This window comes from Micrococcus sp. KRD096 (genome assembly GCF_017168495.1).
Lineage (GTDB): Bacteria > Actinomycetota > Actinomycetes > Actinomycetales > Micrococcaceae > Micrococcus > Micrococcus luteus.
Window position 1 is genome coordinate 188180 of the sequence record NZ_JABFAY010000017.1, and the last position, 20276, is coordinate 208455.

At 73.2% G+C, this 20276-nt stretch carries 16 protein-coding genes, 1 tRNA gene and 2 pseudogenes; 7 read left to right on the forward strand and 12 right to left on the reverse strand.

The genetic code is table 11. From position 1 onward, the window contains the following. The coding region (locus tag J1M41_RS08695) for an inositol monophosphatase (protein ID WP_206451579.1) at positions 1 to 825 on the forward strand (825 nt) is incomplete at its 5' end. Between the two features lie 67 nt (positions 826 to 892). Then, positions 893 to 1417 (forward strand): pyridoxamine 5'-phosphate oxidase family protein, encoded by a 525-nt coding sequence (locus tag J1M41_RS08700; RefSeq protein ID WP_122053937.1) that lies wholly within the window; start codon positions 893 to 895, stop codon positions 1415 to 1417. 55 nt (positions 1418 to 1472) lie between these two features. On the opposite strand, the pseudogene J1M41_RS08705 reads toward J1M41_RS08700, so the two are convergent. From J1M41_RS08705 to J1M41_RS08720, 4 genes and pseudogenes are all read right to left on the reverse strand, one after another. After that, positions 1473 to 2529: pseudogene (locus J1M41_RS08705) on the reverse strand (3,4-dioxygenase subunit beta). Positions 2530 to 2787: 258 nt separating this feature from the next. Then, entirely contained in the window at positions 2788 to 4506 is a 1719-nt protein-coding gene (locus J1M41_RS08710) for a thiamine pyrophosphate-binding protein (RefSeq protein WP_206451580.1), read from the reverse strand. Continuing rightward, complete coding sequence (gene speB / locus J1M41_RS08715; RefSeq protein ID WP_206451581.1) at positions 4503 to 5519, reverse strand: agmatinase; 1017 nt, start codon at positions 5517 to 5519, stop codon at positions 4503 to 4505. Before speB ends, J1M41_RS08710 begins: the two co-directional genes overlap by 4 nt. Before the next feature lie 74 nt (positions 5520 to 5593). Continuing rightward, positions 5594 to 6163, reverse strand: coding sequence for an XRE family transcriptional regulator (locus tag J1M41_RS08720; RefSeq protein ID WP_041103047.1), 570 nt, complete (start codon positions 6161 to 6163; stop codon positions 5594 to 5596). Positions 6164 to 6347: 184 nt separating this feature from the next. On the opposite strand from J1M41_RS08720, the gene J1M41_RS08725 reads away from it, so the two are divergent. Both J1M41_RS08725 and J1M41_RS08730 read left to right on the forward strand, forming a co-directional pair. Beyond that, on the forward strand, positions 6348 to 7856 hold the full coding sequence (locus tag J1M41_RS08725) for a sodium:solute symporter (RefSeq protein WP_206451582.1): 1509 nt from the start codon (positions 6348 to 6350) through the stop codon (positions 7854 to 7856). A gap of 196 nt (positions 7857 to 8052) precedes the next feature. Beyond that, entirely contained in the window at positions 8053 to 9246 is a 1194-nt protein-coding gene (locus J1M41_RS08730) for an alcohol dehydrogenase catalytic domain-containing protein (protein ID WP_145950424.1), read from the forward strand. A gap of 75 nt (positions 9247 to 9321) precedes the next feature. Here the strand turns inward: J1M41_RS08730 and J1M41_RS08735 are convergent, their stop codons facing one another. Together J1M41_RS08735 and J1M41_RS08740 are read right to left on the reverse strand one after the other, a co-directional pair. Next, complete coding sequence (locus J1M41_RS08735) at positions 9322 to 9645, reverse strand: DUF202 domain-containing protein (RefSeq protein WP_060973605.1); 324 nt, start codon at positions 9643 to 9645, stop codon at positions 9322 to 9324. A 4-nt stretch (positions 9646 to 9649) separates the two neighbouring features. Beyond that, on the reverse strand, positions 9650 to 10069 hold the full coding sequence (locus J1M41_RS08740) for a YidH family protein (protein WP_041103054.1): 420 nt from the start codon (positions 10067 to 10069) through the stop codon (positions 9650 to 9652). A 245-nt stretch (positions 10070 to 10314) separates the two neighbouring features. On the opposite strand from J1M41_RS08740, the gene J1M41_RS08745 reads away from it, so the two are divergent. Then, on the forward strand, positions 10315 to 11307 hold the full coding sequence (locus tag J1M41_RS08745) for a VIT1/CCC1 transporter family protein (protein ID WP_342214094.1): 993 nt from the start codon (positions 10315 to 10317) through the stop codon (positions 11305 to 11307). 124 nt (positions 11308 to 11431) lie between these two features. Here the strand turns inward: J1M41_RS08745 and sucD are convergent, their stop codons facing one another. From sucD to pcrA, 3 genes are all read right to left on the reverse strand, one after another. Further along, positions 11432 to 12352, reverse strand: coding sequence for a succinate--CoA ligase subunit alpha (gene sucD, locus J1M41_RS08750; RefSeq protein ID WP_061867723.1), 921 nt, complete (start codon positions 12350 to 12352; stop codon positions 11432 to 11434). Between the two features lie 27 nt (positions 12353 to 12379). Continuing rightward, the gene (sucC, locus tag J1M41_RS08755) at positions 12380 to 13549 is read right to left on the reverse strand and encodes an ADP-forming succinate--CoA ligase subunit beta (RefSeq protein ID WP_206451583.1); all 1170 of its coding nucleotides are present in this window, start codon (positions 13547 to 13549) and stop codon (positions 12380 to 12382) included. Between the two features lie 184 nt (positions 13550 to 13733). Then, positions 13734 to 16289 (reverse strand): DNA helicase PcrA, encoded by a 2556-nt coding sequence (pcrA, locus tag J1M41_RS08760; RefSeq protein WP_206451584.1) that lies wholly within the window; start codon positions 16287 to 16289, stop codon positions 13734 to 13736. Between the two features lie 242 nt (positions 16290 to 16531). Between pcrA and J1M41_RS08765 the strand changes: the two genes are divergently transcribed. Both J1M41_RS08765 and J1M41_RS08770 read left to right on the forward strand, forming a co-directional pair. After that, entirely contained in the window at positions 16532 to 17179 is a 648-nt protein-coding gene (locus J1M41_RS08765; protein WP_036317981.1) for a hypothetical protein, read from the forward strand. Between the two features lie 52 nt (positions 17180 to 17231). Further along, positions 17232 to 17305, forward strand: a tRNA-Arg gene (locus J1M41_RS08770). 26 nt (positions 17306 to 17331) lie between these two features. Here J1M41_RS08770 and J1M41_RS08775 read toward each other — a convergent pair. From J1M41_RS08775 to J1M41_RS08785, 3 genes and pseudogenes are all read right to left on the reverse strand, one after another. After that, positions 17332 to 19200, reverse strand: coding sequence for an ABC transporter ATP-binding protein (locus J1M41_RS08775; protein ID WP_206451585.1), 1869 nt, complete (start codon positions 19198 to 19200; stop codon positions 17332 to 17334). A 76-nt stretch (positions 19201 to 19276) separates the two neighbouring features. After that, on the reverse strand, positions 19277 to 19771 hold the full coding sequence (locus J1M41_RS08780) for an HNH endonuclease (RefSeq protein WP_036382503.1): 495 nt from the start codon (positions 19769 to 19771) through the stop codon (positions 19277 to 19279). Positions 19772 to 19930: 159 nt separating this feature from the next. Continuing rightward, a pseudogene (locus J1M41_RS08785) lies at positions 19931 to 20276 on the reverse strand (FeoA domain-containing protein); the annotation flags it as partial.

Genomic DNA, 20276 nt, shown 5'->3' on the forward strand with positions numbered 1-20276 from the left:
GCCGCCTTCCGCTCCCCCACCGCCACCGGACCCGAGGCCAAGACCACACACCACGACCTGGTCACGGTCCACGACCGACGCACCGAGGCCCGGCTCGTCGCCGCGCTCACGACGGCGGTCCCCGGCTCCGGCGTGCTCGGCGAGGAGCTCGGGGCGCGGGCCGGCACCGGTGAGGCCGCCCGGCTGACCTGGATCGTCGACCCCATCGACGGCACCTCCAACTTCGCGCACGGCTTCGCGATGTTCTCGGTGTCCCTGGCCGCCGAGGTCGACGGCGAGGTGGTGGCCGGCGTCGTGCTGGACCCCGTGGGCGGGCTGGCGTTCTCCGCCGACGAGGACGGCGCCTACCTCGCCCGCGGCGACGGGCCGGAGCGCCCGCTGGCCGAGGTCGCCCGGCCGGCGCCGGCCGGCGGCGAGCGCGCCCAGAACCTGGTGACCTCCTATCCGGCGGGCGAGGCGCTCGCGTGCGAGGGCGAGGAGGCGCTGCGCCGCTTCGGACGTCTCGTGACCGCCCACGCGACCGTGCGCCGCACCGTCTCCGGCGCCCTCGAGCTCGCCCACACGGCGGCGGGCTGGGCTGACGCCGCCCTGTATGTGGACACGAAGCCGTGGGACGTGGCCGCGGGGCAGCTGATCCTGCGTCGTGCCGGGGGCAGGTGGCTCACGCCGGACCCGGCGGCGCCGTCGTCGGGCCGGCTCGTCGACGACGGCCCGCGCGCCCACACGTGCCCGTTCGCGCTCGCCGTCGCCCCGGGCCGCGAGGCGCCGACGACGGCGGCGGTGCTGGGTGACATCGTCGCCTCGCGGGCGACCGACCATGTATAGAGTGGATGTGAGCCCGATCTCAGCGCCGCGCCCGACGGCGCCCGTCCCGGCACGCCAGGAGGCCCCGATGACCCAGCAGCACCATGACACCGACGACGCCCCGTCGATGCAGCGCCCCGATCCGGTCGCGGAGCCCGGGGACCACCTGATGTTCGAGCACCCGGACGGTGAGGCCGTCCTGGTGCTGGACGAGGACCAGGTCTGGCGACTGCTGCGCCGTGTGCGCCACGCGCGCCTCGGGCTGGCCGTGGACGGGCGGCCGGATATCGTGCCGGTGAACGTGCGGGCCCACGACGGCGCCATCTACTTCCGCACCGCGCCCGGCTCGAAGCTCGCCGAGCTCACGGTGAACCCGCGCGTCGTGGTGCAGGCCGACGGGATCCTGGCCGACCAGGCCTGGTCCGTGCTCGTGCACGGCACCGCGCGACGCCTGGACACGGAGGCGGAGATCGCGGAGGCCGAGTCCCTCGGCATCGAGCCGTGGGTGCCGACGCTGAAGGACTTCTACGTCCGCGTGGACGTCCAGCGCGTGTCCGGCCGCCACTTCGTGTTCGGCCCGCACCCCGAGCGCAACGAGTCCCAGACCGACTGAGCCGCCGGCAGGACGCGTGGGCTGAGCCGGACGGCTCAGCCCACGTCCGCCGGGCTCAGGGCTGCGCCGGGGGCTGGCCGCCCTCGCCGCCCGCCGGGGGCTGGCCACCGCCGGGCCCGCCCATCCATCCCGCCCTGCTCCTGCTCAGTGGTGGTGTCGATCGGGACGTCGATGGTGATGGCGAAGCCCTTCTCCACGGAGCCCGTGATCTGCGGCAGCTGCGTCTCGTAGCCGTCCGAGAAGACGTTGTCCGTCTCGAGGCTGACGTCGGCGAAGTTCTCCGTGGACCCGTCGTAGGCCGAGGTGGCGTAGACCTGCGCGGACTGCTCCTCGGGCATGGCGATCTGGGAGGTGAGGACGTTGTTCGTCGCGTCCGTGATGGACGCCTTGTCCGGGAACACCTCGAAGTGCAGGTGGGGCCACCGGCCGTCGTAGCAGCCGGGCCACACCGTGGTGAAGGTGACCGTGCCGTCGTCGCCCACCACCTGGACGCCGCGCAGGTAGGTCTCCTCCGTGATGCCGTCCGAGTACATCGAGTAGCGGCCCTGCGCGTCGGCGTGCCAGAGGTACACGGCGGCGCCGGTCATGGCGGCGTCGCCGTTGGCCATGTCGATCACGTTCATCGTCACCCTCAGCGGGACGCCCTCGGCGGCGGTGCCCGTGTCGATGCTCGTGGTCAGGTCGGAACGTTCGATGCCGGACGCGTCGAGCACGTCCGGGCCGTTGGAGCCGCCGCCCGGGTACGGGCCTGCGTTCTCGGTGACCATCTCGGTCAGGGTGGCGGACGGCGAGGCGCTCGCCGCCGACGAGGAGGAGGCCGCGGGTGACGAGGAGCCGGCGCTCGCCGACGTCGAGCCGGAGGAGGACGAGGCGCCCTCCTGGACACCGCACGCGGCGAGGACGAGGGCTCCCGCCCCCGCGCCGAAGATGCCCAGCGCGTTGCGGCGGGAGACGAGCGTGCCGACGTCGAAGGCGGCGCCCTGGTCCTCGACGTCCTCGGCCGGGCGGTGGAAGGCCCGGCCCTCGAAGGTGGGCGTGACGGCGGGGGCCTCGCCTCCCTCGGAGACCTGGGGGAAGGGACGGCGGGAGCGGATCGAGAGCCAGGGGGCCATGGAGTTCCTCTCGTGGGGCGCCCGCCGGGTGGCGGACCGCGTCGAGAGGCCAGCATGGCAACGGATGCCGGACGTTTTCGTGAGATCGGCGGGATGGTTCCAGGACATCTCCTGGGCGGTTTCTGACACGGGCGGGACCGCCGGCGCCTCGGTCGACGCCTCAACTACCTGCCGGTCCAGCTCCGTTGCTGAAACATGCACCTGGAAAGGTGGCGCACACTCTCAGGGTCGAGTCAGCGATTCCGGCGCCGGGCCGCCTCAGACCTCCGGGGCCTCCCCCAGGTGGCTCGGCGCCCACATCGCCAGGCGGGTCTGCACCACGACGACGTTCGGCCCGTCCGCCTGGAACGAGCGCTCGAGCGCGCCGCGCACGTCCCCCACTCCCACCGTCTCGGCGGGCACGCCGAAGGAGGCGGCGAGGGCCTGGAAGTCCGGCCGGTCGAGCTCGGTGGCCGTGGCCTTGCCGAACGCGCCCTCCATGTACTCGCGCAGGATGCCGTACCCGCCGTCGTCGATGATCAGCCACGTCACCGCCGCGCCGTGCTGCCTGGCGGCCGCGAGCTCGGCGATGGAGTACATCGCCGAGCCGTCGCCGGCGACGGCGAGCACGCGCCCGTCGATCCCGGTGCGTCCCTGGTGGGCCAGGCCCACCGCGCCGCCGAACGCGGCCGGGAACCCGTAGCCGAGCCCCCCGGCGCCCTGCGCCGAGTGGAACTCGCCGTCCTGCGCGTCCCAGCAGTTCCACGCCCAGTAGGCGGCGATGGTCATGTCCCAGTACGTCTGCATGGTCGACGGGACGGCGGCGCGGATGTCCGCCAGGAGCCGGCGCTCCACGCCGAGGTCCTGGGCGTCGAGACGGGCGCCGATCCGTGCGTTGACGTCGGCGACCACCTCGGCCGGGGTGCGGCCATGCCAGACGGCGGCGTCCTGCGCCACCGAGCCCGACTCGCGCAGCGCCGCGGCGAGCGCCTCGAGCGCCTGGCCGGCGTCGGCGCGCACACCCAGCGTGGGGTGGTTGGTCTCCAGCACGCGCGGCTCCGCGTCCACCTGGATGAGGCGGCCGCGCGGCTCGAGGGTGAAGTAGTTCGAGGTGACCTCGCCGAGCGAGGAGCCCACGACGAGCAGCACCTCCGCGTCCTCGAGCAGGTCCGTGACGAGGCGGTCCTCCACCCAGCCGCCGAGGCTGAGCGGGTGCTCCCACGGGAAGGCGGTGTTGCCGCCCGGCGAGCAGACCACGGGTGCCTGGAGCAGCTCCGCGACCTCCCGCAGGCTCGCCATCGCGGCCCGGCCGGAGCGGCGCACGCCGCCGCCGGCCACGATCGCCACCCGCCCGGCCCCGCGCAGCCAGCGCACGGACTCGGCCACGAGCTCGGCGCGCGGCGGGTGGTCGTAGGGCACGGCGAGGGCGTCCTCGACCGGGGGCACCATGACCTCGCCGAGCAGCACGTCCTGCGGGATCTCGACCCACACCGGCCCCTGCGGCACGGTGACGGCCTCGGCCCACGCGTCCTGGATGGCGGACGGGATGCCCGAGGCGTGGTGGACCGTGAACTGGGCCTTGGTGACGTTGCGGGCCGAGGCCTTCTGGTCGTCCAGCTGGTGCAGCATGCCCTTGCGCCGGGCGCCGAGCCCGGACAGCGGGATCTGCGAGGCGATCACGAGCATCGGCACGCCCGTGGCGTACGCCTCCTGCAGGCCGGCCAGCGAGGTGAGCGCGCCCGGGCCGGTGGACAGGAACAGGACGCCGACCTCGCCGGTGGCGCGGGCGTACCCGTCCGCGGCGAAGGCGGCGTTGTTCTCCACGCGGTTCGAGACGAACTCCAGCGGGGAGCGGGACAGGGCGTCGAAGAGGCCGAGGGCGTGCTGGCCCGGGATGCCGAAGACCGTCCGTGCACCCAGGGCGTGGAGCGTCTCGACGGCGAGGTCGCCGCCGTTGCGCCGCGGAGCCGCCGCCGTCGTCGTCTGCTCGTCCGTCATCGGCCCGGCTCCTCACCGGCGGACGTGCGGGTGGCGCGGCGGTCGGCCATCAGGGAGATGAGGTCGTAGGCCACGTGGGAGGCGGCGACGCCGGTCAGCTCGGCGTGGTCGTAGGCCGGGGCCACCTCCACCAGATCCGCGCCCACGATGTCGAGCCCGCGCAGGCCGCGGAGGATCTCGAGCAGCTCGCGGCTCGTGATGCCGCCGGCCTCGGGAGTGCCGGTGCCCGGCGCGTGCGCGGGGTCGAGGACGTCGATGTCCACCGAGATGTAGAGCGGCCGGCCCCCGATGCGCTGGCGCAGCTGGTCCACGATCTCGTCCACGCCCTGACGGAACACGTCCGAGGAGGTGACGATGCCGAAGCCCATGCGGTGGTCGTCGTCGAGGTCCTTCTTGCCGTAGAGCGGACCGCGCGTGCCCACATGCGAGATGGCCTCGGTGTCCAGGATCCCCTCCTCCACGGCGCGGCGGAACGGCGTGCCGTGGGTGTACTCGGCGCCGAAGTAGGTGTCCCACGTGTCCAGGTGGGCGTCGAAGTGCAGCAGGGCCACGGGCTCACCCGCACGGGCGGAGGCGGCGCGCAACAGCGGCAGCGCGATGGTGTGGTCGCCGCCGATGGTCATGAGCGAGGAGCCGTCCTCGGTGAGGTCCATCGCGTCCTGCTGGATCGCCTCGATGGCCTCGCCGATGTCGAACGGGTTCACCGCCATGTCCCCGGCGTCCACCACCTGGGCCTGCGCGAAGGGCGAGGTGTCCGTGGCGGGGTTGTACGGGCGCAGCAGCCGCGAGGACTGCCGCACGTGGCCGGACCCGAAGCGTGCACCGGGGCGGTAGGAGACGCCGGCGTCGAACGGCACGCCGACCACCTTGATCTCCGGGGCGACGCCGGCCGCGGCCGCCTCGTCCAGGCGCGGCAGCAGCGCGTAGGTGGGGGTGCCGCCGTAGCGGGGCACGAGGGCGGAGTTCACGGGGCCGAGGCGGCCGTTGTCCTCGACGCGGGGGATCTCGAGCATCTGGATGTCCTCTCTGGGCGGTTCGGTTCGGTCTGGTCGGTCTGGTCTGTCCGGTGTGGGCGCGCCGGACGGGGTCACGCGTGGCCCACGAGGGTCCACAGCACGACGGCGGGGCGGTCGTCCGGATTGGCCCACGAGTGGGGCTCGCGGCCGGGGAAGGTGACGGTGTCCCCCTCCTCCAACAGGTGCACGGCCTCGGTGGTCCGCAGCTCGAGGCGGCCGGTGACCACGTGCACCGCCTCCACGCGGCAGTCCACGGTGTACAGCTCCGCCTCCCCGCGGCCGCGCGGCGCGATGTCAGCGCGCAGGATCTGCAGGTCGCGACTGCCGCGCGGGGTGATCAGGCGCTCGCGGATGCCCTCGCCGCCGAGGTTGACCGCGGGGGCGTCGGCGAGGCGCACGACCGTCACCTCGGGCGCGTCCAGGACGTCGCCCGGGCTCGCGCCGAGCACCTGGCACAGGGTCACGAGCGTGCTCACGGACGGGCTCGTCAGGTCCCGCTCGAGGCGGGAGAGGAAGCCCTTGCTGACGCCGGCCGCCTCGGCCAGCTGGGCCACGGTGAGCCGCCGCGCCTCGCGCAGCGCACGCAGCCGACGGCCGATCAGCGCCTGGCCCGGCGCGGTCTCGAGCGGGAGGGCCTTCATCGCGCTCCTCCCGACGTCGGCCAGGCGACATCGCCGATGTCCCCCTGGACGACATGTTGTCTGATAAGCAACATGTGTTTACCGTAGACCCGGTTCGTGTGATCGGCAACACGCCGATCACTCCTGTCCCGCCGCGGCGCCCCCGCATCCGGCGCCCCGGATCCCCTCGCCCCAAGGACCGCCCGTGACCCTCAACCTGACCATCGTCGCCGTTTACCTGGTCGGCATGCTCGCCTTCGGCTGGTGGGGCAAGGCCCGCGCCGCCAGCTCGGAGGACTACCTCGTGGCGGGCCGCCGTCTCGGGCCGGTGCTGTTCACCGGCACCATGGCCGCCGTCGTGCTCGGCGGCGCCGCCACCGTGGGCGGCGTCGGCCTGGGGTACGAGTTCGGGCTCTCCGGCGCGTGGCTCGTGGCCGCCATCGGCGTCGGCGTGCTCATCCTGTCGGTGGCGTTCGCCCCGATCCTGGCCCGCCTGAAGATCTACACCGTCTCGCAGATGCTGCGCCTGCGGTACGGCCGCGGCGGGGCCTCGCACGCCTCCTCCTTCGTGATGCTCGCCTACACGCTCATGCTCGCCGCCACCTCCACGGGCGCCTACGCGTCGATCTTCGTGGTGCTCTTCGGCTGGGACCGCTGGCTGTCCGTCCTGGTGGGCGGCACCATCGTGCTGGCTTACTCCGTGCTCGGCGGCATGTGGTCCATCACCCTGGCCGACATGGCCCAGTTCCTCATCATGACCATCGGCCTGTTCGCCCTCATGCTCCCCCTCTCCCTGGCCAACGCCGGCGGCTGGAGCGCCATGCAGGAGCGCCTGGGCGCCGAGTTCTTCAGCTGGGACGGGATCGGCGTGCAGTCGATCGTCACCTACTTCGTGATCTACACCCTCGGCCTGCTGATCGGCCAGGACGTCTGGCAGCGCGTGTTCACGGCCCGCTCCCCGCGCGTGGCCCAGATCGGCGGTGCCACCGCGGGGCTGTACTGCATCGGGTACGGCGTCGCCGGCGCCGTGATCGGCATGGCCGCCCGCACGGTCACCGCGGACATCGCCGCCACGGACGACGTGTTCGCGTGGGTCGCCCAGAACCTGCTGCCCGTCGGCGTGGGCGGCGTGGCCCTGGCGGCCGCCGTCGCGGCCATGATGTCCACCGCCTCGGGGGCGATCATCGCGGCCTCGACCGTGATGCGCACCGACATCCTCCCGATCCTCCGCGGCGAGGCCACCGCCGCCGAGGACGGCGCCGTCGCCGAGGACGCGGCCACGCAGACCGCGGCGGAGCTCGCCTCGAACCGCGGCTGGGTGCTGCTGCTCGGCGCCGTCGTGCTGGGGCTGGCGATCGTCGTCCCGGACGTGGTGGCGGCCCTGACCATCGCGTACGACATCCTCGTGGGCGGCCTGTTCGTCGCGATCGTCGGCGGCCTCGTGTGGAAGCGCGGCACCGGCACGGCCGCCCTGTGGTCCATGGTGGTCGGGACGGTGGGCACCCTCGGCACCATGGGCTGGCTCGAGCTGAACGCGGCTGAGCCCTTCGAGGGTGTCTTCGCGAACGAGCCGATCTACGTCGGCCTGGCCGCCTCCGCCGTCGTGTACGTGCTCCTCAGCCTGATGACCCGGCCCACCGACCCCGCGGTCCTCGAGGCCTGGCGGGTGCGCTCCCGCCACGGCGTCGACCCCGCGGTCCGAGCGCAGGTCTGACCGATGCGCCCGGGGCCTGCGGTCCTCCGATGCCCGCACGATGGTCAGGCCAGACGATGCGGCGGCGGGCGATCCTTCCTCAGGCTCCTCCCGGCCCCTAGTGTTTCCGTATAGCTCGGGACCGGGACGCCCCCTCGGGGCCGTTCCGGCTTCCATCCACCCGGGCCTCGCTGGAGACAGAAAGGCAACGGTTCCCATGACCACCAAGAATCGCGCCGTGGCATTCCACGGCATCAAGGACGTGCGCGTCGACGAGCTGGACTTCCCCAAGCTGGAGATGCCCGACGGCTCCGCCGCCCCGCACGGCGTCATCCTCAAGATCGTCGCGACCAACATCTGCGGCAGCGACCTGCACATCTACCGCGGGTCCTTCCCCGCGCCCGAGGGCATGGTGCTGGGTCACGAGATGACCGGCCAGGTGCTGGAGATCGGCAGCGACGTCCAGTTCCTGAAGGAGGGTGACCTCGTCTCCGTGCCGTTCAACGTGGCCTGCGGCCGCTGCCGCAACTGCCGCGCCGGCCGGACCGAGATCTGTGAGACCGCCAACCCGGAGCAGGCCTGCGCCGCCTACGGCTTCAATCTGGGCGGCTTCCAGGGCGGGCAGGCCGAGTACCTGTTCGTGCCGTACGCGGACTTCCAGCTGCTGCGCTTCCCGGACCAGGAGCAGGCGATGGAGAAGATCCTGGATCTGACCGTGCTCTCGGACATCCTCCCGACGGCGTTCCACGGCCTCATGGAGGCCGGCGCCAAGCCCGGCTCCACCGTCTACATCGCCGGTGCCGGCCCCGTGGGCCGGTGCGCCGCGGCCGCCGCTCGGCTGCTGGGCGCCTCGTGCATCATCGTGGGCGACCAGGACGCCTCGCGGCTGGAACTGGTGCGCAAGCACGGCTGCGAGACCATCGACCTCTCCGCCACGGAGAACCTGCAGGACGCCGTGAACGACATCCTCGGCGAGCCGATGGTGGACTGCGCGGTGGACTGCGTCGGCTCCGAGGCCCACGGCCTGGGCTCCGCGTCCGATGAGATGCAGCCGATCGCCGCCGTGAACCAGGTCCTGGACATCACCCGTCCGGGCGGCGCCACGGGCATCATCGGCATCTACGGGCCGAACCCGATCGCGGAGACGAAGGCCGAGCAGGAGGGCACCTTCCCGGTGGACTTCGGCAAGGCCTGGATCAAGTCGCCCCACATCATCGGCGGCCAGGCGCCCATCATGCGCTACAACCGCCAGCTGATGATGTCCATCCTGTGGGACCGGATGCCGTACCTGACGGAGATGGTCAACCCGCGCGTGATCACCCTGGACGAGGCACCCCAGGCCTATGCGGAGTTCGACCAGGGGTCCCTGGAGAAGTTCGTCATCGACCCCCACGGCATGATCGCCCGCTGAGCGGTCCGCCCCCGGAGGCACGATGGCGCCCCTCACCTGCCCGCGCAGGTGAGGGGCGCCGTCGTCGTCCGCGGATCATGCCGCGTGCAGCAGCGTGGCGGTGATCCCGAGGCCCGCCAAGCCCACCACCAGCGCGACCATGCAGGCCACCGACGCCAGGGCCGGCCGGGCCTGCTCCCGCGCGATTCCGTCCGCGTGCGCCACGTAGCGCCGGCGCTGCGTGGCCAGCACCGCCGCCCCGCCGACGGCCGCCACCACCGCAGGCCCGAACGCCCACGCGCCGACGGCCGGCCACCACCTCAGGAACGTGAGACTGAGGACGCCCAGCGCCAGGACCGTGCGGCCCCAGCTCATCACGGTGCGCTCGGGCTGCAGCCCCGGGTCGTGATGCAGGCGCATCGTCTCAGCCCCGCGGAAGGACGACGGCGGCCAGCAGCACCACGACGGCCAGCACGACGCCCCCCGCGAGGACCGGGACGATCAGCGGCAGCGGCAGCGGACGGCCGCGGCGCATCGCCCGCTCCACCCGGAGCCAGCGCGCGCCCGCGCCCAGGGCGAGCAGCGCCGCCAGGACGAGCAGCACCGTGCTCAGCACCACCCGGACCGGCGGCGCGAAGAGGGCGCCGGTGAACGCCTCCACCGCGACCCCGCCGGCCAGCAGCGCCAGCGCCGTCCGGACCCAGGCCAGGAACGTGCGCTCGTTGGCGAGCGTGAACCGGGGGTCCGGCTCCTCCCCGCCCGCCAGGAGGCGGTGCTGCCAGGCCGGCCGGCCGCCGTCGTGGGCGGCGGTCTCGGGGCCGTCGGGGGTCTCTGCTGCGTCCATGCGGCCATGGTAGCGACGGCGTAGACTGGCCGGTCGGGCGCGCCCGGCCGCCGCGGTCCGCGACGGCGCCGCCCGTCCCCGCCCGACCATCCGATGGAGCCCCATGAGCCCCGCCCACACCCACCGCCACCCCCGCGGCACGTCCCGAGCCGACCCGCGAACAGGTCCGACGCTGGCGCCGCTACCTCGCCGACGAGATCGCCGAGGGCCAGATCTACCGCGACATCGCGGCTCGCAAGGACGGCGTGGAGCGCGACATCCTGCTCGGCCTCGCCGAGGCCGAGCGCCGCCACGAACAGCACTGGCGGGCCCTCCTGGGCGAGCACGCCGAGAACCCGCCGCGCCCCTCCCTGCACCGCATCCTGCTGCGCTGGCTCGCGCGGATCTTCGGCTCCGTGTTCGTGCTGGCCCTGGCCCAGCGCGCCGAGTCGGACACTCCCTACGCGGAGGACCAGGACGCCCCCGAGGGCATGGTGGCGGACGAGGCCATCCACGAGGAGGTCGTGCGCGGCCTCGCCGCCCGGGGTCGCGAGCAGCTGGCCGGCAACTTCCGCGCCGCCGTCTTCGGCATGAACGACGGGCTCGTCTCCAACCTGGCGCTCGTGATGGGCATCGGCGCGACGGGCGTGGCGCCGTCCGTGGTGCTGTTCACCGGCGTGGCCGGCCTGCTGGCGGGCGCGCTGTCCATGGCGGCCGGCGAGTACGTCTCGGTGCGGTCCCAGCGGGAGCTGCTCGAGGCCTCCTCCCCCACCCAGATCACCCTCGAGGCGGCCCAGCACCTGGACCTGGACCACAACGAGCTCAAGCTCGTCTACCTGGCCCGCGGCATGACGCCCGAGGACGCCGAGCACCGCGCGCTCGAGCGCCTCGGCTATCTCACGTGCGACTGCAACCCGCAGTTCTCCGCCCGTCCCGACGGCTCCCAGGGGCCCGTGGACCACTCGGACTCCTTCGCGGAGATCGGCTCGGCGTGGAGCGCCTCCCTGTCCAGCTTCGCGTTCTTCGCCTCCGGCGCGCTCATCCCGATCCTGCCGTACATCTTCGGCATGTCCGGGCTGTGGGCCCTGGGCCTGGCGGCGGCGATGGTGGGCGCGGCCCTGCTCTTCACCGGCGGTGTGGTCGGACTGCTGTCCGGCTCCTCACCGCTGGCCCGGGGCCTGCGCCAGCTCGCGATCGGCTACGGCGCCGCTGCCGTGACGTACGTGCTCGGCCTGCTCTTCGGCGCGAACGTGGGCTGACGGGCGTCCACCGCCTGGTCTGCCCCGCACAGCACACGGCCCCTGCCCCTCAGGACGAGGGACAGGGGCCGTGGTGCATCCGCCTGCCGGTGCGGAGCGCCGGCGGGCGCCCCGCACCGCGGGATCAGGCCTGGGCCTGCAGGATCTCCCGCATGAGCTGGGCGGTCTCGGACGGCGTCTTGCCGACCTTCACGCCCGCGGCCTCGAGGGCCTCCTTCTTGGCCTGCGCGGTGCCGGCGGAGCCGGAGACGATGGCGCCGGCGTGGCCCATGGTCTTGCCCTCCGGGGCGGTGAAGCCGGCCACGTAGCCGACGACCGGCTTGGTGACGTTGGCCTTGATGAACTCGGCCGCACGCTCCTCGGCGTCGCCGCCGATCTCACCGATCATCACGATGGCCTGGGTGTCCGGGTCGGCCTCGAACGCCTCGAGGGCGTCGATGTGGGTAGTGCCGATGACCGGGTCGCCGCCGATGCCGATGGCGGTGGAGAAGCCGAAGTCACGCAGCTCGTACATCATCTGGTAGGTCAGCGTGCCGGACTTGGACACGAGGCCGATGGGGCCGGAGCCGGTGATGGTGGCCGGGGTGATGCCGGCCAGGGCCTCGCCCGGGGTGATGATGCCGGGGCAGTTCGGGCCGATGATGCGGGTCTTCGGCTTCCCGTCCTCGCCGGTCTTCGACTGCGACAGGGCGAAGAACTCGGCGGAGTCCTGCACCGGGATGCCCTCCGTGATGACCACGAGCAGCGGGATCTCGGCCTCGATGGCCTCGATCGCGGCGTCCTTGGCGAAGGCCGGCGGCACGAAGGCCACGGACACGTCCGCGCCGGTCTTCTCCATGGCCTCCTTAACGGTGCCGAAGACGGGCAGCTCGACGGCGTTGCCGTCCTTGTCCTCGTGGGACACGGTGGTGCCGGCCTTGCGGGCGTTCACGCCGCCCACGATGTTCGTGCCGGCCTTGAGCATGAGGCGGGTGTGCTTGGTGCCCTCGCCGCCGGTGATGCCCTGGACGATGACCTTGGAGTCCTTGTTCAGGTAGATCGACATAGCTGTTTCCTCAGTCTTTCCGAACGGTCAGTTCACGGAGTGGGCGAGCTCGGCGGCCTTGTCGGCGCCCTCGTCCATGGTGGCGGCCAGGGTGACGAGCGGGTGGTTCGCCTCCTGCAGGATGCGGCGGCCCTCCTCCACGGCATTGCCGTCCAGGCGCACGACCAGCGGCTTGGTGGCGGTGTCACCCAGGATCTCGAGGGCCTTGACGATGCCGTTCGCGACCTGGTCGCACGCGGTGATGCCGCCGAAGACGTTCACGAACACGGACTTGACCTGCTCGTCGCCCAGGATGACGTCGAGGCCGTTGGCCATGACCTCGGCGTTGGCGCCGCCGCCGATGTCCAGGAAGTTGGCCGGCTTCACGCCGCCGTGCTTCTCGCCGGCGTACGCGACGACGTCGAGGGTGGACATCACGAGGCCGGCGCCGTTGCCGATCACGCCGACCTGGCCGTCCAGCTTCACGTAGTTGAGGCCGTTGGCCTTGGCCTTGGCCTCCAGCGGGTCCTCGGTGCGCTCGTCGACGAGGGCGGCGTGGCCCTCGTGGCGGAACGCCGCGTTGTCGTCGAGGGAGACCTTGCCGTCCAGGGCGAGGATCGTGCCGTCGCCGGTCTTCACCAGCGGGTTCACCTCGACGAGGGTGGCGTCCTCCTTCTCGAAGACCTCCCAGAGCTTCTGGATGACCTCGGCGACGTCGGCGCGCAGCTCCTCGGGGAAGCCCGCCTCGGTGACGATCTTCTGGGCGGTCTCGGCGTCGATGCCGGTCAGCGGGGAGACGGGCACCTTGGCGAGGGCCTCGGGGCGCTCCTCGGCGAGCTGCTCGATCTCCATGCCGCCCTCGACCGAGCACATGGCCAGGTAGGTGCGGTTGGCGCGGTCCAGCAGCACGGAGAAGTAGTACTCCTCGGCGATGTCGGCGCCCTGGGCGATCATGACCTGGTGCACGGTGTGGCCCTTGATGTCCATCCCCAGGATGGCCTTGGCGTGCTCGTAGGCCTCGTCGGCCGTCTTGGCGACCTTCACGCCGCCGGCCTTGCCGCGGCCGCCGACCTTCACCTGCGCCTTGACGACGGTGACGCCGCCGATCTTCTCCGCGGCCGCCTTGGCCTCGTCCGGGGTCTGCGCAACGATGCCGGCCAGCACGGGGACGCCGTGCGCCTCGAACAGATCGCGCGCCTGGTACTCATACAGGTCCACGGTGGTGTGTCCTTCTTGGTCGAAGACAGGGTCTGCCGGCCTCGCCCGCGGGCGCGGCCGACGTCGACGCCCCCTCCGTGGCCGGGCCGGGCGCGGGGGCACGGCGGGGCGGCGGACGGCGGCGTTCCACGGCTCACTGTAGTCCACGCCCCGGGGCGACCGGGGGGTCGGCGGGCCGGTCCCGTCAGCCCTCGACCTTCGTCAGCGGGGCGTAGCGCAGCAGCAGCCGCTTCTGCGCCCCGGTGGCGTCGAAGGTGACGGTCGCGACGGTCTTGTCCCCCGCGCCCGCGACGGCGTCCACGCGCCCCTCGCCGAACGTGGCGTGGGAGACGCGGTCGCCCGGGCTGAGCGCCACGATCTCCTTCTGCGGCTGCACCCGGCTCGGCGCCTTCCCGCGCACCACGCCGGAGGGCACCGTGAGGTCCGCCGGCTCGTCCCCGCGGGTGAGGCGCTGGGGTCGCGCGCCGTCGTCGTCCCGGGACCGCCAGGCCGGCCGGCCGCCCCCGAACCGCCCCGCGTAGCGCGAGGTGCCGGCGCCGGTCAGGCTCAACGAGCCGGCCGAGCGGGTGGTGCCCTCCCGCTCCCAGTCGATGAGCGTCTCCGGGATCTCCCCGAGGAACTGGCTGGGCGGGTTGAACTGGTGCTGGCCCCACAGCGAACGCGCCTCGGCGCGCGTCAGGAACAGGCGACGGCGGGCGCGCGTCAGGCCCACGTACGCCAGGCGACGCTCCTCCGCGAGCTCCTTCTCGTCCGTCATCGAGCGGGCGTGCGGGAACACCCCGTGCTCCATGCCCGTCAGGAACACCACGGGGAACTCGAGGCCCTTGGCGGTGTGCAGCGTCATGAGCGTGACCTGGCCCTGCTGCTCCGCGAGCGCCTCGCCCTCCACGTCCGGGGCCGTGGGCAGCTGGTCCGCGTCCGCCACGAGCGCGACCTGCTCGAGGAAGTCGGACAGGGTGCCGTCCGGGTGCGACGTCTCGAAGGAGCGGACGACGGCGACGAGCTCGCCGAGGTTGTCCGCGCGGGACTCGTCCTGCAGGTCCTCGGACTCGCGGAGGGCGGCCAGCATGCCGGACTGCTCGAGGACGGCCTCCAGGACGGTGGCCGGGCCGGCGGACTCGGCGACCTGGCCGAGGTCGTCCATCATCTGCACGAAGCCACGGACGGCCTTGAGCGAGCGCGCGGCCATGCCGGGGGCGTTCTCGGCGTCGCGCAGGGCCGCGGAGAACGTGGAGCGGTTGCGCTCGGCCCACGCGGCGATGGCGCCCTCGGCCCGGTCCCCGATGCCCCGCTTGGGCTCGTTGAGGATGCGGCGCACGTTGACGTCGTCGTCGGGGTTGACGATCACCCGCAGGTAGGCGAGCGCGTCCTTGATCTCCTTGCGGTCGTAGAAGCGCGTGCCGCCGATGACGCGGTACGGGATGCCGCGCGTCACCAGCCGCTCCTCGAGCGCGCGGGACTGCGCGTTGGTCCGGTAGAACACGGCGACGTCGGCCGGGCGGATCCCGTCCTCGTCCTGCAGCCGGTCGATGGTGGTGGCGATCCACTCCGCTTCGGCGGACTCGTTCTCCGCGGCGTAGCCGACGATCGCTGGGCCCTCCCCCTCGGCCGTCCACAGGCGCTTGGGGCGGCGGTCCGGGTTGCGCTCGATCACCGCGTTGGCGGCGTCCAGGATGGTCTGCGTGGAGCGGTAGTTCTGCTCGAGCTTGATGGTGACGGCGTCCGTGAAGTCCTGCTCGAACTCGATGATGTTGCGGATGTCCGCGCCGCGGAACGCGTAAATGGACTGGTCCGAGTCGCCGACGACGGTCAGCTCGCCGCCGGGGGTCTCCACACCCTCGGGGTCGCCCGCCGGGCCGGCGAGGAGCCGGATCAGGCGGTACTGGGCGTGGTTGGTGTCCTGGTACTCGTCCACGAGGACGTGGCGGAACCGGCGGCGGTAGTTGTCCAGCACGCGCGGGAACGCCTCGAACATGTGGACGGTCATGCCGATCAGGTCGTCGAAGTCCAGGGCGTTGGCCTGGCGCAGGCGGGCCGTGTAGTCCCGGTAGACGGCGGCGACGGCGCGGCCCCACGGGTCCCCCTCGGCCACGGTGGCGGCGTAGTCGTCCGCCTCCACGAGCTCGTTCTTCAGGGAGCTGATGCGGTTCAGCAGGGCCTTGGGCGCGAAGCGCTTCGGGTCCAGCTCGTGCTGCTTGGCGACGGTGGTGACCAGGCGCAGGCTGTCCGCCGAGTCGTAGATGGTGAACGTGGACTTCAGCCCGATGTTGGCGGCCTCGTTGCGCAGCAGCCGCACGGCGGAGGAGTGGAACGTGGAGATCCACATCCGCTGGGCGGTGGGGCCGATCAGCCCGGCCACGCGCTCGCGCATCTCCGCGGCGGCCTTGTTCGTGAAGGTGATCGCGAGGATCTCGTGGGGGCTGGCCCGGCCCGTGGCCAGCAGCCACGCGATCCGGTGGCTGAGCACGCGCGTCTTGCCCGAGCCTGCGCCGGCGACGATCAGCAGCGGCGAGTCGGTGTGCTGCACGGCCTGCGCCTGTTGCGGGTTCAACCCTGCCACGAGCCCTTCGGGGGTCGGTGCGACGACGCCGCCGGACCGGGCGCCGGCCTCCGGGTCGAAACCGGCGCGGGTGACGGCCGCGGGGACGAGCCCGGGCAGAGCCGTCTCCGGATCCGCGGGGCGGCGGGTCCGGTCGAGGTTCAGGGGCGTGCGTCCGAGCGCGGAGAAGAGGTCAGCCATGGCGGACCCAGTCTAGGCGGGGCTCCGGACGCGACAGGGGGCGCCGTCGTCGCCATCCCCCACCGCGCCGCCCGCCCCGGACTCGCCCCCACCCGCACTTTCGAACGTGATGTGGGGCCTATCTCGCGTTCGAAAGTTCCCATGACCCCGATTTCACGTTCGAAAGTGAGCTGGGCTGGGCTGGGCGGCGCGGGGCCGGGCCGGCTCGGACGGTCTGGGAGGATGGACCGCGGAGGTGCCCCGTGTCCCAGAAGTCCCGCAAGTCCCGTCCGCGCCCGTCGCGGCCCGCCGCGCGCCCGGTCGCCGAGTCCCCGCGCTCCCGTCCCACGCTGCGGGACGTCAACGTCCGTGAGGACCTCGCCGCGGCCGCTGAGCGCGAGGGCAGCCCGGCGATCCCGGTGAGCGCGCTGATCGTGACCACCCTGCTCGTGGGCGCGTACCTCCATCTGCTGGTGCTGCAGCAGATGACCCAGCTCAGCGGCGGCCTGGCGATGCCGGACTCCCTGCTGTTCTACGGGCAGGACCACATCCGCGCGCTCTCCGCGGTCATGGACGAGGACGCCCGCGGCCAGCTGAACTGGGTGCACAAGACGGCCGGCGTGATCTTCCCGATCGCCGTGGCACTGACGGTCACCGCGGTCGGCGCATGGCGCCTGCGTCCCGTCGGCGCCAAGTGGGCCGTCTTCGGGCTGGGCGTGCTGTTCGCGGTCGTGGACATCTGCGAGAACATCGCGATCGAGCAGGCGATCGCCGCCGGCGGCCCGGGCACCGGCCTGGCCGCCGCCCTGACGCTGACCCGCTGGGTCCTGCTGGCGCTGCTCGCGCTGGCGGTGGCCGTGATGCTGTGGGCCGGGCGGCGCCGTCGTGGTCGCGCCGCGCGGGCGGCCTGAAAGGCTCGGCTAGACTCGCTCACCGGACCGGCGCGCGCGACGCGCGGTCCGCGCCCCAGTAGCTCAGTTGGATAGAGCGACCCTCTCCTAAAGGGTAGGCCGTCGGTTCGATTCCGGCCTGGGGCACCCGGGTGGCCGGTCCGGCCGCCGCCTCATTCCGCGTCGGCGAACTGCGTGGTGTAGAGCTCCGCGTACCGTCCGTCCGCCGCGAGCAGCTCGGCGTGCGTGCCGCGCTCCACGATCCGCCCGGCCTCGACCACGAGGATCTCGTCCGCGTTGCGCACGGTGGAGAGCCGGTGCGCGATCACGATCGCGGTCCGCCCGGCCAGCGCCTCCCCCAGCGCCTCCTGGATGGCGCGCTCGTTGGTGGAGTCCAGCGCCGCCGTCGCCTCGTCCAGCACCACGACGCGCGGGGCCGCCAGCAGCAGCCGCGCGATCGTCATGCGCTGCCGCTCGCCGCCGGAGAGGCGGTAGCCGCGCTCGCCGACCACGGTATCCAGCCCGTCCGGCAGCGCCTCGACCACGGGGCGCAGGCGGGCCCGCTCGACGGCGTCCCACAGCTGCTCGTCCGTCGCGTCGGGGCGGGCCAGCGTCAGGTTGGCGCGCACGGTCTCGTGGAAGAGGTGGCCGTCCTGGGTCACCATGCCCACGGCCCGCTGCAGGTCCGCGAACGCGAGGTCCCGCACGTCCACGTCGCCGATCTCGACGGCGCCGGAGGTGACGTCGTGCAGGCGCGTGACGAGCGAGGCGATGGTGGACTTGCCCGCACCCGAAGAGCCCACGAGGGCCACGGTGGCCCCGGCGGGCACGGCCACGTCGATCCCGTGCAGCACCTCCTCGCCGCCGCGCGTGTCCAGCACGGCGACCTCCTCGAGGGAGGCCAGGGACACCTGCTCCGCGGTGGGGTAGGCGAAGCGCACGTCCCGCAGCCGCACGGACAGGGGCCCCTCGGGCAGGGCCGCGGGCCGCGCGGGCTCCGTGATGAGCGGCTCCAGGTCCAGGACCTCGAACACGCGCTCGAAGCTCACGAGCGCGCTCATGATCTCCACGCGGGCGTTCGCCAGCGCGGTCAGCGGCGCGTAGAGGCGGGTCAGCAGCAGGGCGAGGGTGACGACGTCGCCGGCGTCGAGGGTGCCCGCGATCGCCTGGAGCCCGCCCACGCCGTACACGGCCGCGAGCGCGAGCGCGGAGACCAGGGTGAGCAGCGTGGTGAAGACGGCCTGGCGCACGGAGATGTCCACGCCGGTGGCGCGCACGCGGTCCGCACGGCGGGCGAACTCGGCGGACTCGGTGGCGGGGCGGCCGAAGAGCTTGATGAGCGTGGCGCCGGGAGCGGAGAACCGCTCGGTCATCTGGTCGCCCATGGCCGCGTTGTGCCCGGCCCGTTCGCGGGACAGGCCCGCCAGCTTCGAGCCGACCGCCCGGGCCGGCAGCAGGAACAGCGGCAGCATCACGAGGGACAGGACGGTGACCTGCCAGCTGGTGGCCACCATGACGCCCAGGGTCAGCGCCACGGACACCACGTTCGCGACGACGCCGGAGAGGGTCCGCGAGATCGCCGACTGCGCCCCGATCACGTCGTTGTTCAGGCGTGAGACGAGCGCGCCGGTGCGGGTGCGCTGGAAGAACGCCACCGGCATGCGCTGCACGTGGTCGAACACGGCGGTGCGCAAGTCGTAGATGACGCGTTCCCCCAGCCCGGAGGAGAGCCACTTGGTGAACACGGACAGCGCCGCGTCGAGCACGGCCACGAGGGCGATCAGCAGTGCCAGCCGCACCACGAGCCCGCGGTCCGCGCCGCCGGTGATCGCATTGACGACGTCGCCGGCCAGCACGGGCGAGGCCACGCCGAGCACCGCGCCCACGATGGACGCCGCGACGAACACGATCAGTCGGGTGCGGTACCGGCCCGCGAACGCGATGGTCCGGCGCACCGTGCCGCGGGCGAGGCTCTGCTGGGCGTCGGACTGTCCGCGGGTCATCCGCATCATGGACATCCGTGCCGCCGACTCCATGCTCATGGGCCCCTCCGCTCTCTCGACCGTTCGAGAGTCTAGGAACCGGCGGGCACGGGCGGGCGCGATTCCGCTTCCGGCGTCAGGCGGCCAGGCGCAGGTAGTCCCGCCACGCTTCGGCGGGCCGCTCCAGCTCGCGGATCCGCCACTGGGCCCCGCGCGGGCGCACCGGCTCCACCCGCAGCCGCCAGCCCAGGGCCTCGAGCGAGCGGTCCGCCTTCGCCCCGTTGCAGCGCAGGCAGCAGGCCACGAGGTTCTCCCACGTGTTCTCGCCGCCCCGCGAGCGCGGCCGCACGTGGTCCACGGTGGTGGCGTGGGCGCCGCAGTAGGCGCAGCGGTGTCCGTCCCGCCGCAGCACGCCCTTGCGGGAGACCGGGGCCGCGTCCGTGTGGGGCACCCGGATGTACTGGTGCAGCAGGATCACGAGGGGCCGGCCCCACGCGCGGGTGGGGCTGCGCATCGGGTCACCGGCGTCCTCGAGCACGCTCGCCTTGCCGGTGGCCACGAGCAGCAGCGCCCGGCGGTCGGAGACGACCGAGAGGGGTTCGTAGCCGGCGTTGAGGACGAGTGTGCGCATCGGGGGCCTCGGAAGCGTGGGGACACAGGGGCGTCGTGTCTCCACGCTAGACGCGGGTGCATCGGCGCGCCACGTGTCGCCTGCGGCGGCGGAAGAGGTTCACCGGCCCGTCACCGGGCCATCACGCCCCCGTCACGCACGACGACGGCGCGCCGCGCCTCAGCCGTCGAGACGCTCGACCCACACGTGCGCGGCCGTGGCCTCGGCCAGCTCGAGGGCCCCGCCGTCCGCGGCCGCGCCGTCCTCCGCCTCGCCCTCGACCCGGATGTACCCGGCGTCGCGGGCGGCCTCGGCACGCACCACACGGCCGGGGGTCACGCCGGCGCCGGCCAGCTGGGCCAGCAGCTCGGGGTCGGTCTGCACGCCCTCGGCCAGCCCGCGGACGCGGAACCGGCCGGCGGTGGCGGCCTCCTCGGAGAGCCGGGCGCCCGCCAGGCCCATGTCGCGGCTCCAGTCCTCGGCGGAGGCCTGCTCGGGCCGGGGCGGGATCGGGGTGCCGTAGGGG